The sequence below is a fragment of the Rathayibacter sp. AY1D9 genome (assembly GCF_002932395.1).
GTDB lineage: Bacteria > Actinomycetota > Actinomycetes > Actinomycetales > Microbacteriaceae > Rathayibacter.
In genome coordinates this window covers 37,609-51,536 of sequence record NZ_PSVQ01000025.1, presented here as the reverse complement: position 1 = coordinate 51,536, position 13,928 = coordinate 37,609, and the positions used below count along the sequence as shown (strand labels likewise).

Sequence of the window (13,928 nt, the reverse complement as noted above, 5' to 3'; positions counted from 1 at the left end):
CGCCCCGACCCTCCCGGAAGCACATGCCCGACAGCCACGCCGCCCGCACCCCCTACGAGGTGCTGGGCGTCGCCGCCACCGCGTCCGACGACGAGCTCCGCCGGGCGTACCGGCTCCGCCTCCGCGAGACCCATCCGGACACGGGAGGCGACGCCGCGTCGTTCCACGCGGTGCAGCTCGCCTGGGAGCGGATCGGCAGCGCCTCCGCCCGCGGCGACTACGACCGAGGCGCTCCCGCCCCCGGGAGGTCCTCCCCGCAGTCGCCGTACACCGGCTCACCGCGCCCGCAGACCGCCTCGGCCGTGCGCGCCCGCTCCTACGGTCACCCGGGAGGCGCGGCGCGCGAGTACTACCTGCGCCTGGTGCGCGAGTGGCTCGGCCGCGGCGTCGAGACCGAGGACCCCTTCGACCCGGCGATCGTCCGCTCCGCTCCTCGCGAGGTCCGCTCCTGGCTCGCGAAGGCTCAGGCCGAGGAGGCGACGGCCGCGCTCGTCGGCGCGCTCGGCATCGCCTACACGATCTGGAACGACGTCGCGGTCGGCGACGGCGGGCTCAAGATCGACCACCTCGTGCTCGGGCCGGCCGGCCTGCTCGCGCTGACCTCCGCCGACTGGGGCGACCCGGTCCGCCTGAGGAAGGGCGAGCTCGAGGGCCCCGGGATCGCCGAGGACGAGAAGCCGATCGCCTCGCTCGCGAAGGCCGCGCGCCGTCTCGGCCGCGAGCTGGGCGTCCGCTTCTCGACGAGCGTCGTGGTCGTGCCGGACGACGCGCTGGAGCAGCCGTTCGAGCAGGTCGAGCGCGGCAGGCACCAGGGCGCCGTCGTCATCCGCCGCTCGCTGCTGCCGCAGCTGCTGCGCTCCGGCACGGACGACCCGCGGCTCGGCGGGTACGGCGAGTCGTTCGAGGTCCGCACCCGGGTGCAGAACCGCATCCGCTTCGTCTGACGCCGCGCTAGCCGCCGCTCGCAACCGGGGCAAGGGGTTAGCGCGCATCCGGCGCCCCGCCCACCATGGGACGTGCCCCCGGGCATCCCACGACGAGCGGAACGAGGACGGACCATGGTGCGATTCGGATACACCCTGATGACCGAGCAGAGCGGACCCAAGCAGCTGGTGGGCTACGCGGTCGACGCCGAGAGGCTCGGCTTCGAGTTCGCAGTCTCGAGCGACCACTACTCGCCGTGGCTGACCGAGCAGGGGCACGCCTCCTACGCCTGGACGCTGCTCGGAGCGGTCGCGCAGGCCACGTCGACCATCGACCTCACGACCTACGTCACCGCGCCGACCATCCGCTACCACCCGGCCGTGGTGGCGCAGAAGGCCGCGACGCTCGCGATCCTCTCCGACGACCGCTTCACGCTCGGCCTCGGCTCGGGCGAGAACCTCAACGAGCACGTCGTCGGCGAGGGCTGGCCCTCGGTCGCCGTGCGCCAGGACATGCTCGAGGAGGCCGTCCACCTCATCCGCGAGCTGCACACCGGCGAGCTGGTGACCTGGGAGGGCGAGTACTTCCGCGTCGACTCCGCCCGCATCTGGGACCTGCCGGACACGCCGGTCGAGATCGGCCTGGCGGTCTCGGGGGAGAAGTCGATCGCCCGCTTCGCGCCGATCGGCGACCACCTCATCACGACCGAGCCCGACGCCGAGCTGATCTCGCAGTGGACCGCGGTCCGCGGTGCGGACGCCGCCCCCTCGCGCACGATCGGCCAGATCCCGATCTGCTGGGCGCCGGACAAGGAGCAGGGAGTGGCGCTGGCCCACGAGCAGTTCCGCTGGTTCGCCGGCGGCTGGGCGGTCAACTCCGATCTGCCGACCCCCGCCGGCTTCGCCGGAGCGAGCCAGTTCGTGCGCCCGGAGGACGTCGCCGAGCAGATCGCCTGCGGCCCCGACCTCGACGAGCTCGCCCAGAGCTTCGTGCCCTACATCGAGGCGGGCTTCACCGACATCGCCCTCGTCCAGGTCGGCGACGAGCTGCAGCAGCGGTTCCTCGACGAGGCGGCGGAGGGGCTCCTGGAGCGCCTGCGCGCGCTCGCCCCCTGAGGCCGCTGCCGGGTCGCGCGGTCAGAATCCGCGGAGGCGCTCGATGTCGCGCCGGTCGCGCTTCGTCGGGCGGCCCGCTCCGCGGTCACGGACGATCACGCCCGGCGCGGACTCCCGGGGCGGCGGCGGGGGTGTCCGGTCCTCCATGCACTCGGCGGCCACCGGCGCACCGACCCGCTTGACCACGAGTCCGCGGACGATCAGCTCCCGGTCGAAGCCGCCGATCCGGGCGCGGACCTCGTCGCCGACCCGCACGGTCTGCGCCGCCTTGGCCCGCTCGCCGTTGACCCGGATGTGGCCGGCCCGGGCCGCGGTCGTCGCGGCGGAGCGCGTCTTGTAGATGCGCACCGCCCAGAGCCACGCGTCCACCCGCACGGCACCGGTCACCGGGATCTGCATCCCCCCAGTCTACGAACGGCGCCCGCTCGCCACCCACCCCGCGGTCCTACACTGGCCGCCGACAAGGAGGTTCCCATGAACCGAGACGACAGCATCTACACCGGAGCGGACGACGCGCTGCGGAGCAGCGACGACCGCATGGTCGCGGCGAACGACAGCTCCGGAGCCGGCGGAACCCGCGGCGACGTCGGCATGAGCACGACGAGCGGCGAGGGCACCGGGGTCCCCACCCGCGGCGCGCCCCCGCAGAGCGGATCCCCGTCCGAGCTGCGCCCCACCGGCTTCCCGCACGCGGGCCTGGAGTTCTCGCTCGTGCCGTCCGGGCACGAGGAGTGGCGGATCGAGCACCCGGGCGGTCGCACCGTCGGCGTCCTCGCCGTCATCTCGCACGCGGGCGAGGAGTCGGAGGCCGTGTTCGTCACGCGCCGCGTCGGCTCCGAGGACGCCGTGGCCGAGGGCACCGACTGGCGCGGCATCGTGTCGGCCGTGATCAACGACGAGGCGGCGGACGAGCGCGAGCCGGTCCAGCTCGACCCCACCGTCGAGCACGTCCGCGGCGGACTGATCAGCCGCGGCCCCGCGGACGTCGACGGCCTCTCCTGAGCCCTCTCTCCTCCGGGACGCCGTCCGCGCTCGGCGCGGGGCGTCCCAGGGAGAGGATCGGAGTCTCAGCGGGCGAGCAGCGCGGCGTTGATCCGGGCCGAGAGGTCGGCGTCGACGCGGCGGTCGGTCCCGTCGACGGCGCGGACGGGAGCGGCGTTGCGCGCGCTCGAGACCAGCCACGCCGCGTCCGCCGCCTCCAGATCGCCCGAGCGCAGCGGACGCACCGCCGTCCCGAGGCCGAGGCCCGGCGCGAGCGCGAACAGGTCGGCCTGCGTGGTGCCGGGCAGCAGCCCGAGGCTCGGCGGAGGAGTCACGAGCTCCCCGCCCGTCAGCAGCACGAGGTTCGAGGTCGGCCCCTCGAGCAGGTAGCCGTCGCTCGACACGAACAGGGCGTCGTCGGCACCGCGCCGGGCGGCCTCCCGCACGGCCGCACGGTTCACCGCGTACGAGAGCGTCTTCGCGCCGGCGAGCAGCCAGGGGGACGTCGACTGCACGTCCGAGCGCAGCCCGCGGTCCAGCAGCACTACGCGCACGCCGTCGCGGCGGGCCGGGCCGAAGTCCGGGCTGGTCTGGACGAAGACGACGCCGGTGGGCCGCCCGCCGCCCTCGACGCCGCGGGTCAGGATCGTCTTCACCATCGCCTCGGCGACGGGCGGGTGCGCGGCCACCGCCGCTCCGATCGACTCGAGCCAGGCGGGCCGGTCCGGCCGGGGCAGGTCGAGCATCCGGGCCGAGCGCTCGAAGCGGTCCAGGTGCGCGTCGAGCGCCTGCAGCCGTCCGTCGACCAGGTTGATCGTCTCGAACACGCCGTCGCCGCGGGTGAAGCCGAGGTCGGTGACGTCCAGATCGCCGCGCCCGCTCGGATCGATGCGGTGCGCGGGTCCTCCCGGCGAGTGCGCCTCGGCGTCGAGGGAGGGTCGGTCGAGGACGACGAGGGTCTCAGCGGGCATGGGCGGTGCGGTCCTTCCGGGAGCGGCGGCGGGGGGAGAAGCGGAGCAGCGCGATCGTCAGCAGGGCGCCGATCAGGGAGCCGCTGCCGTTCGAGACGAGGTCCTGCACGTCGGAGACGCGGGTCGGCAGCCACAGCAGCTGCGCGGTCTCGACGGCCGCCGACACGGCGAGCCCGATGACGGCGGCCCACAGGCGGCGACCCGCCGGCAGCTGCGCGGCGATCAGCGCACCGAGCGGCACGAAGAGCAGCACGTTCGCAGTGAACTCCGCCACGTCGAAGTCGAACCAGCCGGTGAGCGGCGTGGAAGCGAGGAAGGCGATGATCCCGCGGATCAGCGCGTTGGGCTCCCCGGCCGGGTAGGGCGCGGGCGTCAGCGTGATCAGGGCGATCAGCGCGAGCCAGGCGAGCGTCGCGAGGCGGAGGGGTCTCGAGCGGCGCATCGTCCGATTCTGCCAGCCCGTCGGGGTCGGGCGCGGCGGGCGCGGTGTGGGAGGCTGGAGGGCATGACCAGCGAGGACCCCGGCGCGGACGCCGTGCTCCCGCGCCACCCCTTCGACGCGTCGCTCGGCGACGGCTGGGTCGAGATCGGCGACGGACGCCGTTTCTGGGGGCGCTTCGGCGCCGCCGGCCTCCTCCTGCGCGATCCGTCGGGACGCGTCCTGCTCCAGCACCGCGTCAGCTGGAGCCACTTCGGCGACACCTGGGGGCTGCCCGGCGGCGCCCGTCACCCCGAGGAGACGGCCTTCGAGGCGGCCCTCCGGGAGTCGGAGGAGGAGGCGGGCGTCCCCGCCGACCTGATCCTGCCCGTGCTCTCCAGCGTCGTCGTGATCGGACCGTGGAGCTACTCCACCGTCCTGGCCGAGTCCCGCGAGCACTTCACTCCCCGCATCAGCGACGCCGAGAGCACCGAGCTGCGCTGGGTCGCCCCCGACGAGGTCGACTCCCTGCCGCTGCACCCGGGCTTCGGAGCGGCCTGGCCGGGTCTGCGCGCGCTCGGCTCCTCGATCCCGGTGCTCGTCGTGGACGCCGCCAACGTGGTCGGCTCACGCCCCGACGGCTGGTGGCGCGACCGCGCCGGCGCCGCGGAGCGCCTCCTCGCCTCCCTGGCCCGCCTCGCGGAGGCCGGCGTCCCCGGCCGTCTCCTGGGGATCGACGCCGACACGGTCTGGCCGCGCATCGCCGTGGTGCTCGAGGGAGTGGCGCGCGCCGCACGTCCGGAGGCGGGCGCTCTCACGGAGCGGCTGACGGTCCACGCGGCCGACGGCTCGGGCGACGACGCGATCGTCGAGCTGGTCGGCGCGCTCGAGACCGCGGTCGTCGTGACGGCCGACCGTGGACTGGCCGCCCGCGTCGAGGCGCTCGGGGCCGCCGTGGTCGGTCCGAGGTCGCTGCTCGACCTCCTCGATCCCGCCCGGGAATAGGCCGCGGGGGCACCCGGTTGCATCCCCCATGGCTACGACTGCGATGACCCTCGACTCCCACGACCAGACGATCGCCGACGGCATCGTCCTCATCGACTTCTGGGCCGACTGGTGCGGCCCGTGCAAGCAGTTCGCTCCGGTCTTCGAGGCCACGAGCGAGAAGAACGCCGACATCACCTTCGCGAAGGTCGACACGGAGGACCAGCAGCAGCTCGCCGCGAGCTACGGCATCTCCTCCATCCCCACCCTCGTGGTGTACCGCGACGGGATCCCGCTGATGGCTCAGCCCGGCGCCCTGCCCGCCCCCGCGCTCGACAACCTGATCGAGCAGGTCCGCGGCCTCGACATGGTCGAGGTGCGCCGTCAGTACGAGGAGGCGAAGGCCGCTCAGGAGGCCGGCGTCGCCCCGCAGGCCTGATCCGCCCGGCGCCTCGACCCGCTCCGCAGGCGGGAGGCGCCCGCAGACGCACGAGAACCCCCGGCAGCCGTGAGGCCGCCGGGGGTTCCGTCGTTCCGAGCCGGGATCAGCCGGTGTTCTGCAGACCTGCCGCGACTCCGTTGACCGCGAGCAGGAGCAGCCGCTGGTTCTGCTCCGTCCCGGATCCGCCCGGGTCGGTGCGGAGCGCCTTCAGTGCGCGCAGCTGCAGGAGCGAGAGCGCGTTGACGTACGGGGTGCGCAGGCGCACGGCACGGCCGAGCACGCGGTGGCCCGTGAGCAGGCTCTCCTCGCCGGTGATCGAGAGCACCCACCGGCGGGTGAGCGCCATCTCGTCGAGCACGAGTCCGGCGAGGTCGTCGCGGGAGTCGAGGGCGAGGTAGCGGCGGGCGATGCCCTCGTCGGTCTTCGCGAGCGACATCTCGACGTTGTCGACCATCGTCGTGAACAGCGGCCAGGAGGCGTAGGCCTCGCGGAGCAGGTCGAGGTCGCCGACGGCCTCGAGCGCGCTGCCCAGCCCGAACCAGCCGGTCAGGTTGACGCGGGCCTGGGTCCAGGCGAAGACCCACGGGATCGCTCGCAGGTCCTCGAGCGACTCGACGGAGAGGCCGCGGCGGGCCGGACGCGAGCCGAGGGCGAGCAGGCCCACCTCCTCCTGCGGGGTGACCCGGGCGAACCACGGCGCGAAGCCGTCGGCCTTCACGAGCTCGAAGAAGCGGCGGCGCGACTCGCGGTCCATCGTCGCCGCCACCTCGGCGAAGCGCTCCGCGGCGCCCGCGTTGCGCTCGCCGACAGCGGGGGAGGAGGCGAGCAGCGTCGCTCCCGCCACCTGCTCGATGTGCCGGGTGGCGATGTCCGGGTTGCCGTAGCGGGCGAAGATGACCTCGCCCTGCTCCGTCAGCTTGAAGCGGCCGTCCACCGATCCGGGCGGCTGCGCGAGGACGGCCCGGTTGGCCGGCCCGCCGCCGCGGCCGAGCGCTCCGCCGCGCCCGTGGAACAGCGTGAGCACGATGCCCTCGTCGGCCGCCCACTGCGCGATGCGCGCCTGCGCGTCGTAGAGCGCGAGCGTCGCCGAGACCGGTCCGACGTCCTTCGACGAGTCGGAGTAGCCGAGCATCACCTCGAGCCGGTTGCCGGTGGCCGCGAGGCGCGCCTGCACCTGGGGGAGGCGGATCATCTCGGCGAGGATGTCGGTCGAGGCGTCGAGGTCGGCGAAGGTCTCGAAGAGCGGGACCGCGTCGATGATCGGCGGCTTGCCGTCGGTCGCCGCCTCGGCCAGTTCGAAGACCGTCCGCAGGTCGTCGGCCGACTGCGTGAAGGAGACGATGTACCGCCTCGCCGCGTCGGTGCCGAAGCGCTCCTGGACCTTCGCGATCGCCCGGAACACCGACAGGACCTCGAGGCCGCGCTCGTCGAGCTCCTCGCCGGCGCGGATCGCGGCGATCGTCTCGCGGTGCACCTTCGAGTGCTGGCGCACCTCGATCTCGGCGAGGTGGAAGCCGAAGGTCTCGAGCTGCCAGACGAAGTCCTGGAGGTCGCCGTAGGCGGCGCGGACGTCCTCGGCCTCGACCAGGGACTCCTGGAGGGTGCGCAGCTCGGCCAGCAGCTCGGCGGCGGCGGAGTAGGCCAGCGGCCCCTCGGACCGGGTCGCGGCCAGGCGCTCGGCCGCGAAGAGCAGGACGCGGCGGTGCGCCTCGTTGGGCGAGCGCTCGGCGATGTCGGCGGCGAGCTCGGGAGCCCGCTCGACGCAGGAGGCCCAGAGCGCCTCGACGGCGGCCGACGGGGGAGTGGTCGACGCGTCGAGGGTCAGCGCGCGGCCCACGCGGCGGGCGACCCGCTCGAGGCCCATGAGGACGTGCTCGGAGGCGATGTCCACCGCAGCGAGGGTCGTCTCGGCGGTGACGAAGGGATTGCCGTCGCGGTCGCCGCCGATCCAGGTGCCCAGGCGGACGAAGGCCGGTGCGACCGGAGCCCGGGTGCCCGAGCCCTCGCCGAGCAGAGCGTCGTCGAGGCGGCGGTAGACGCGGGGGAGCACCGAGAACAGCGACTCGTCGAAGACGCTCATCGCGGTGCGCACCTCGTCGAGGGGAGTGGGCTTGGACTCGCGCAGCGGAGCGGTGCGCCACAGCGTGTCGACCTCGGCCAGCAGCTTGCGGCGGATCTCCACCAGCACGACGCCGCCCATGCGCGGGTCGTCGCGCTGCTCGAGCAGGTCGCTGATGCGGCGGATGGTCGAGGCCACTGCGCGGCGGCGCGCCTCGGTCGGGTGCGCCGTGAGGACCGGGCGGAACTCCAGTCGGGACAGGCGCGCGAACGCCTCGTCCTCCCCGAGCTCCCCGGTCAGCCGGCGCATCGAGGCGAGGATCGAGTCCTCGGGCGACTGCGCGCCGGCGTCGGCCTCGCGCCGGCGCAGCACGCGGACGCGGTGGAACTCCTCCGCCACGTTGACGAGGTGGAAGTAGCAGGTGAACGCCCGGGCGACCTCCTCGGCGCGCTCGAGCGTGAGCGAGGCGACGAACTCCTCCGCCTCCGCGGTCCCGGCGGCGTCGCCGCTGTCGTAGGCGCTGATCGTGAGCGCGCGCAGGCGCTCCACGTCCTCGTAGAGGGAGGGCTCGCCCGACTCGCGGAGCACCTGGCCGAGCAGCTCGCCCAGCAGGTGGACGTCGGCGCGGATCCTCTCGTCGAGCGGAGGCGCGGTCGTCCCGTCGGCGGAGGAGGGGGCGGTGGCGGAGGCGGGTGCTGCGGTCGCGGCGGACGCGTCGGAGAACGGATGCACGGGAGAGACCTTAGCGGCGGTGCGTATCGAGCACATGACGCCTGCGTCACGATCCGAACTGGAATGATCGAGGGGTGACCGTGACAACCGCACCCCCCGCTCCCGCCGTCCAGACCGAGCAGGCGGCACCCCATGTCGTCGTGCTGTTCGGCGCCGTCGGCGACCTGGCCCGGCGCAAGCTCATCCCGGGGATGGCCCACCTCGCGCTCTCCTCCCTCGCACCGGACCTGCAGATCGTCGGCACCTCGCTCGAGGAGCACGACGACGCCTCGTTCCGCGCCTTCGCGAAGCTGGCCTACGACGAGTTCGGGAGCCGCTCCCTGACGCCGGCGCAGTGGGACGAGTTCGCGTCCAAGCTCCGCTACGTCCCGCAGTCCGCCGGTCCGGCCGCGCTGGCCGCCGCCGTGACCGACGCCGAGGCGGTCCTCGGCCCGGACGTGAGCCGGCTGCACTACCTCAGCGTCCCGCCCAGGGCAGCTCTCTCCGTCGTGCGGATGCTCGCCGAGGCCGGGCTGGTCGAGCGCTCGCGGATCATCATGGAGAAGCCGTTCGGCGTCGACCTCGAGAGCGCGGTCATCCTCAACGCGGAGCTCCACGAGACCTTCAGCGAGGAGCAGATCTTCCGGATCGACCACTTCCTCGGCAAGGAGCCGGCGCAGAACATCCTCGCCTTCCGCTTCGCCAACGGCCTCTTCGAGCCGATCTGGAACCGCAACTTCATCGATCACGTCCAGATCGACATCCCCGAGCGCCTGACTCTCGACCGCCGCGCCGAGTTCTACGAGTCCACCGGCGCGTACAAGGACATGGTCGTCACGCACCTCTTCCAGGTGCTGGCGTTCATGGCCATGGAGCCGCCGACCGCGCTGGAGCCCCAGGCCATCAGCGAGGAGAAGAACAAGGTCTTCCGCTCGATGCGTCCGCTCAACCCCGAGAACGTGGTGCGCGGCCAGTACATCGGCTACCGCGACGAGCCGGGCGTCGCCGCCGACTCCGAGACCGACACCTTCGTCGCGCTGAAGTGCGAGATCGACAACTGGCGCTGGGCGGGAGTGCCGTTCTACCTCCGCACCGGCAAGCGGATGGCCGAGGGTCAGCGCATCATCTCGATCGCGTTCCGCGAGCCCCCGAAGAGCATGTTCCCGCAGGGCTCCGGAGTCGGTGCCCACGGCCCGGACCACCTCACCTTCGACCTGGCGGACGCCTCGAAGGTCTCGCTCTCGTTCTACGGGAAGCGCCCCGGTCCCGGCATGCGGCTCGACAAGCTGAGCATGCAGTTCGCGCTCCAGGAGACCGACCGCGCGGGCGACGCGCTCGAGGCCTACGAGCGCCTGATCCTCGACGCGATGCGCGGAGACCACACGCTGTTCACCACCGCGGAGGGCATCGAGCGGCTCTGGGAGGTCTCCGCGCCCCTCCTGCAGGATCCGCCGCCCGTCCGTCTCTACGCGCCCGGCTCCTGGGGGCCGAACGCGATCCACCAGCTGATCGCGCCGCACGCCTGGCGCCTGCCGTTCGAGCGGGTCTGGCGCGACAAGCGCTGACCACGCCGCCGTGCGCCCCGCCTAGGCTGGGCGCATGGCGCGCACCGGTGAGGACCGGATCTGGACGGTCCCGAACGTCCTCAGCATGGTGCGTCTCGCGCTGGTGCCGGTGTTCCTCGTGCTCGTGGTCCTCGGCGAGGACGCGCTCGCGCTCCTGACCCTCGTCGTCTCGAGCCTCACCGACTACCTCGACGGCTGGATCGCGCGCCGCTTCGACCAGATGACGCGCCTCGGCCGCGTCCTCGATCCGGCCGCCGACCGCCTCTACATCTTCGCCACCGTGTTGGGCCTCGCGGCCCGCGGACTGGTGCCCTGGTGGCTGGTCGCCGTGCTGCTCGCCCGCGACCTGATGCTCGTGGTCCTGGCGGTCGTCCTGGCGAACAACGGCTACGGACCGCTTCCCGTGCACCACCTGGGGAAATTCGCGACCTTCTGCCTCTTCTACGCGCTCCCGCTGATCATGCTGGGGCAGGCGTTCCCGGCTCTCGCGCCCGCCTCGCTCCCCATCGCCTGGGCCTTCGCGCTGTGGGGCGCGTTCCTCTACTGGTGGGCCGGGATCGTCTACGCCGTCCAGACGCGGGACCTCGTCCTGGGGGTTCGCACAGGTGCTCAGGGGTCCGACGAGGGTCACGATTCGGATACGCTGACCTGATAGGAGGTACGTCTTGGTCGAGCCCGTCGGTGGAGCATCATCCGCCCAGCACAATTCCGTTCCCGGTGAGCCGTCGACGGAGACGACTCTGACGTTCACCGACGACATCGGCGCCCAGCTCGCCGCTCTCGACAACCGCGCGTCGCGCGAGGAGGCCGAGGCCGTCGGCGCTCTGCCCTCGGGATCCGCGCTGCTGGTCGTGCGCCGCGGACCGAACACCGGCGCCCGCTTCCTCCTCGACACCGACTCCACGACGGTCGGCCGTCACCCCGACGCGGGCATCTTCCTCGACGACGTCACGGTCTCGCGCCGGCACGCCGAGTTCGTCCGCCGCGGCACGGCGTTCGAGGTCCACGACCTCGGCTCCCTGAACGGCACCTACTTCGACGGGGTCCGGATCGAGTCCGCGATCCTCACCGACGGCTCCGAGGTGCAGGTCGGCAAGTTCCGACTCACCTTCTACGCGTCCCGCGCCGACCTCGTCGCCGCTCCGGACGCGTGAGCCGTGGGCCGCTCCTCCGCGCGCGCCCTCCCCACCGGCTCCGCCGCTCTGCTGAGCATCGGGCAGGTGCTGGCCAGGCTGACCAGTGAGTTCCCGGACGTCACCCCGTCCAAGCTGCGCTTCCTCGAGGAGCAGGGGCTCGTCTCGCCGGCCCGCACCGACTCCGGCTACCGCAAGTTCTCGGGCTCCGACGTCGAGCGGCTCCGGATGATCCTCGCTCTGCAGCGCGACCACTACCTCCCCCTCAAGGTCATCCGCGGGTACCTCGACGACATCGACGCCGGGCGCGAGCCCGCCCTGCCGGCCGGTGTCGGGGGTCCGAGCGCCTCGCTCCTCGGCCCCGCCACGCGGTTGACCCGCGAGGGCCTCGCGGCCGAGTCCGGTGCCACGCCCGCTCTCGTCCAGGAGGCCATCGCCGCCGGGCTCGTGCGGGGCGGCGACGTGTTCGGGGACGAGGCCGTGACGACGCTCAAGGCGCTCGTCGACCTCGGCCGATCCGGTATCGAGCCCCGCCATCTCCGACCGCTCCGCGTCGCCGTCGAGCGCGAGATGTCGCTCATCGAGAGCGTCGTCGCCTCCAGCGCCCGCCGCGGAGAGGCGTCCGGCTCCGCCGGCGCTGCCGAGAACGCGGTGGGGCTCGCGACCCAGCTGGGCACGATCCGCGGGGCGATGGTGCGCAGCGCCCTCTCGCGGATCGCCCGCTCGTGAGGGCCGCGCCGCCGGCCGTCGGGCGGCCCGTGCGACACGCCGCGGCGCCGAGGCCGATGTCGTTTACTCGGCCTGCGCCGGTCGGTACGGTAGGGAGCGCGTTCGGAGGATCCGGCGTCCGGATCCGAGAGGCACAGGGATGAGAGAAGTCAGCCGCGACGTCAGCGGCCAGCGCGACCTCGTCCTGTTCACCGACGGACTGCCCGAGCTCGACGCCGACGCGGGCTACCGCGGGGCCGTCGCGGCGCGCGCCGCGGGGATCACCTACCGGCAGCTCGACTACTGGGCGCGGACCGAGCTCGTCGAGCCCACCGTGCGCGGCGCGTCCGGCTCCGGCACGCAGCGCCTCTACGGCTTCCGCGACATCCTCGTGCTGAAGCTGGTCAAGCGCCTGCTCGACACCGGGATCTCGCTCCAGCAGATCCGCACGGCGGTCAACCAGCTCCGCGAGTCCGGGGTCGACGACCTCGCGCAGACGACCCTGATGAGCGACGGCGCGAGCGTCTACCTCTGCACCTCGAACGACGAGGTCATCGACCTGCTCAGCCGCGGCCAGGGCGTCTTCGGCATCGCCGTCGGCAAGGTCCTCCGCGAGGTCGAGTCGAGCCTCGTCGAGCTCGACCACCAGTCGGTCGACCCTGGCGACGAGCTCGCCCAGCGCCGCGCCTCCCGCCGCGTCGGCTGACCGCCCACCCCTCGCGGGTCGACCGCGGCCCCGGGGACTCCCGGGTCCCCTTCGCACGCTCAGCCGATCAGGAGCGGACCCGCCTGCAGCCGCGCTGTGCGAGCAACGGGCGCCATCCGAGTCTCACCGTGCTGATCGAGTGGCGGGCTCCTCCCACGCATCGAGAGTCCGCGCTGAACTCCGACGCCGAGCGTCCACCGGCGCCGTCCCTGGCATTCCTCGAGCACCGAGCATCGCCCGCGTCCCGAGACCTCGAGCCGGAGGAGTCCGGCGGACCCGCCGGCCCTAGGTCGCGGCGGGGACCTGCTCGCCGATGCGTCCGGTGCGGATGACGCGGTCGAGCAGCAGGTCGAAGTTGTGCGCCATCTCCTGGGCGCTCTCCCCGGGCCAGACGTGGACGGGCTTCGCCGCGCCCTGCGCCTGCTGGAGGGAGGTGCGCTCCGGGAGCTGCGGGCTGAGCACGAGCGGTCCGAACATGTCGCGCAGCTCCTTGATCCGGAACTGGTGCTCCAGCGACTGGACGCGGGCGCGGTTGACGATGATGCCCAGCGGCTGGAGGCGCGGGCTGAGTCCGCGGCGGATCTCCTCGATCGCCCGGAGCGCCCGGTCGGCGGCGGCCACCGAGAACAGGCCCGGCTCCGTGACGACGGCGACGCGGTCGCTCGCGGCCCAGGCCGTGCGGGTCAGGGCGTTGAGCGAGGGGGCGCAGTCGATCAGCACGAGGTCGTAGTCGGCCTCGACGCTCGCGAGGGCCTCCTCGAGCTTCCAGATGTCGCGGATGCTGGGGTGCGGCCCGTCGAAGTTGATCGCGGAGGGGCTGCCGATCAGCACGTCGATCGTGCCGTGGTGCTCCTTGGTCCAGCCGGAGGGGGCGATCGCCGAGCGGACGATCTTCTCCTTCGGCGACGTCAGGACGTCGGCGATGTTGAGGTGGCCGGCGACGTTGATGTCCATTCCGGTCGACACGTCGGACTGGGGATCGAGGTCGACGACCAGCGTTCGCAGGCCCTTCGAGAACGCCGCGGATGCAAGGCCGAGCGTCACCGTGGTCTTGCCGACGCCGCCCTTGAGGGAGCTCACGCTGAGTACATGCATGGCTGACTACTTTACGTTCCTCCGGGCGGCAGAACCTAACCGTTCGCTGCACGCGCCGTCCGCGCCGCCTCCGGAAGCGGGCCGCACTAGCAGTCGGAGCGCGCTCCGACCAAGCC

The 13,928-nt window shown here is 73.1% G+C and carries 15 protein-coding genes; 10 read left to right on the top strand and 5 right to left on the bottom strand.

Annotated features, from left to right (window positions below):
- Together C5C50_RS11370 and C5C50_RS11365 are read left to right on the top strand one after the other, a co-directional pair.
- On the top strand, positions 1-944 hold a 944-nt coding region (locus C5C50_RS11370), incomplete at its 5' end, for a DnaJ domain-containing protein (protein ID WP_258067741.1).
- Positions 945-1,058: 114 nt separating this feature from the next.
- Positions 1,059-2,039 (top strand): TIGR03557 family F420-dependent LLM class oxidoreductase, encoded by a 981-nt coding sequence (locus tag C5C50_RS11365; protein WP_104222565.1) that lies wholly within the window; start codon positions 1,059-1,061, stop codon positions 2,037-2,039.
- 21 nt (positions 2,040-2,060) lie between these two features.
- Here the strand turns inward: C5C50_RS11365 and C5C50_RS11360 are convergent, their stop codons facing one another.
- Entirely contained in the window at positions 2,061-2,438 is a 378-nt protein-coding gene (locus C5C50_RS11360; RefSeq protein WP_181027140.1) for an RNA-binding S4 domain-containing protein, read from the bottom strand.
- 75 nt (positions 2,439-2,513) lie between these two features.
- On the opposite strand from C5C50_RS11360, the gene C5C50_RS11355 reads away from it, so the two are divergent.
- On the top strand, positions 2,514-3,041 hold the full coding sequence (locus tag C5C50_RS11355; protein WP_104263028.1) for a hypothetical protein: 528 nt from the start codon (positions 2,514-2,516) through the stop codon (positions 3,039-3,041).
- Positions 3,042-3,106: 65 nt separating this feature from the next.
- On the opposite strand, the gene C5C50_RS11350 is transcribed toward C5C50_RS11355, so the two are convergent.
- Positions 3,107-3,991: an aminotransferase class IV gene (locus tag C5C50_RS11350; RefSeq protein ID WP_104273476.1), complete on the bottom strand. Its 885-nt coding sequence runs from the start codon at positions 3,989-3,991 to the stop codon at positions 3,107-3,109.
- Entirely contained in the window at positions 3,981-4,433 is a 453-nt protein-coding gene (locus C5C50_RS11345; RefSeq protein WP_104222568.1) for a VanZ family protein, read from the bottom strand. The genes C5C50_RS11350 and C5C50_RS11345 overlap by 11 nt, the downstream gene beginning before the upstream one ends.
- 63 nt (positions 4,434-4,496) lie before the next feature.
- On the opposite strand from C5C50_RS11345, the gene C5C50_RS11340 reads away from it, so the two are divergent.
- Positions 4,497-5,414 carry an NUDIX domain-containing protein gene (locus tag C5C50_RS11340; RefSeq protein WP_104225383.1) on the top strand — a complete coding sequence of 306 codons (918 nt, stop codon included), beginning with the start codon at positions 4,497-4,499 and terminating at the stop codon, positions 5,412-5,414.
- A gap of 28 nt (positions 5,415-5,442) precedes the next feature.
- Positions 5,443-5,832: a thioredoxin gene (gene trxA / locus C5C50_RS11335; protein ID WP_104222570.1), complete on the top strand. Its 390-nt coding sequence runs from the start codon at positions 5,443-5,445 to the stop codon at positions 5,830-5,832.
- A gap of 106 nt (positions 5,833-5,938) precedes the next feature.
- On the opposite strand, the gene C5C50_RS11330 is transcribed toward trxA, so the two are convergent.
- Positions 5,939-8,662, bottom strand: a complete 2,724-nt coding sequence (locus C5C50_RS11330; RefSeq protein WP_104222571.1) for a phosphoenolpyruvate carboxylase — start codon at positions 8,660-8,662, stop codon at positions 5,939-5,941.
- 44 nt (positions 8,663-8,706) lie between these two features.
- Between C5C50_RS11330 and zwf the strand changes: the two genes are divergently transcribed.
- The 5 genes from zwf to C5C50_RS11305 all read left to right on the top strand — a co-directional run bounded on the left by zwf (position 8,707) and on the right by C5C50_RS11305 (position 12,717).
- Positions 8,707-10,170, top strand: coding sequence for a glucose-6-phosphate dehydrogenase (gene zwf / locus C5C50_RS11325; protein WP_104273477.1), 1,464 nt, complete (start codon positions 8,707-8,709; stop codon positions 10,168-10,170).
- Between the two features lie 34 nt (positions 10,171-10,204).
- Positions 10,205-10,822: a CDP-alcohol phosphatidyltransferase family protein gene (locus tag C5C50_RS11320; protein ID WP_104222572.1), complete on the top strand. Its 618-nt coding sequence runs from the start codon at positions 10,205-10,207 to the stop codon at positions 10,820-10,822.
- 13 nt (positions 10,823-10,835) lie between these two features.
- The gene (locus tag C5C50_RS11315) at positions 10,836-11,324 is read left to right on the top strand and encodes an FHA domain-containing protein (protein ID WP_104222573.1); all 489 of its coding nucleotides are present in this window, start codon (positions 10,836-10,838) and stop codon (positions 11,322-11,324) included.
- Between the two features lie 3 nt (positions 11,325-11,327).
- Complete coding sequence (locus C5C50_RS11310) at positions 11,328-12,032, top strand: MerR family transcriptional regulator (RefSeq protein WP_104222574.1); 705 nt, start codon at positions 11,328-11,330, stop codon at positions 12,030-12,032.
- 139 nt (positions 12,033-12,171) lie between these two features.
- Entirely contained in the window at positions 12,172-12,717 is a 546-nt protein-coding gene (locus C5C50_RS11305; RefSeq protein ID WP_104222575.1) for a MerR family transcriptional regulator, read from the top strand.
- A 285-nt stretch (positions 12,718-13,002) separates the two neighbouring features.
- Here C5C50_RS11305 and C5C50_RS11300 read toward each other — a convergent pair whose 3' ends face one another.
- A complete protein-coding gene (locus tag C5C50_RS11300; RefSeq protein WP_104222576.1) occupies positions 13,003-13,812 on the bottom strand; it encodes a ParA family protein in 810 nt (269 codons plus the stop codon).
- Positions 13,813-13,928 lie beyond the last annotated feature (116 nt).

Bases quoted from the DNA above. Each gene is read 5' to 3' on its own strand.
- C5C50_RS11340 (WP_104225383.1), top strand. From the start codon at position 4,497: ATGACCAGCGAGGACCCCGGCGCGGACGCCGTGCTCCCGCGCCACCCC.
- trxA (WP_104222570.1), top strand. From the start codon at position 5,443: ATGGCTACGACTGCGATGACCCTCGACTCCCACGACCAGACGATCGCC.
- C5C50_RS11355 (WP_104263028.1), top strand. From the start codon at position 2,514: ATGAACCGAGACGACAGCATCTACACCGGAGCGGACGACGCGCTGCGG.
- C5C50_RS11320 (WP_104222572.1), top strand. From the start codon at position 10,205: ATGGCGCGCACCGGTGAGGACCGGATCTGGACGGTCCCGAACGTCCTC.
- C5C50_RS11365 (WP_104222565.1), top strand. From the start codon at position 1,059: ATGGTGCGATTCGGATACACCCTGATGACCGAGCAGAGCGGACCCAAG.
- C5C50_RS11350 (WP_104273476.1), bottom strand. From the start codon at position 3,991: ATGCCCGCTGAGACCCTCGTCGTCCTCGACCGACCCTCCCTCGACGCC.
- C5C50_RS11330 (WP_104222571.1), bottom strand. From the start codon at position 8,662: ATGTGCTCGATACGCACCGCCGCTAAGGTCTCTCCCGTGCATCCGTTC.
- C5C50_RS11345 (WP_104222568.1), bottom strand. From the start codon at position 4,433: ATGCGCCGCTCGAGACCCCTCCGCCTCGCGACGCTCGCCTGGCTCGCG.
- C5C50_RS11300 (WP_104222576.1), bottom strand. From the start codon at position 13,812: ATGCATGTACTCAGCGTGAGCTCCCTCAAGGGCGGCGTCGGCAAGACC.
- C5C50_RS11360 (WP_181027140.1), bottom strand. From the start codon at position 2,438: ATGCAGATCCCGGTGACCGGTGCCGTGCGGGTGGACGCGTGGCTCTGG.
- C5C50_RS11305 (WP_104222575.1), top strand. From the start codon at position 12,172: ATGAGAGAAGTCAGCCGCGACGTCAGCGGCCAGCGCGACCTCGTCCTG.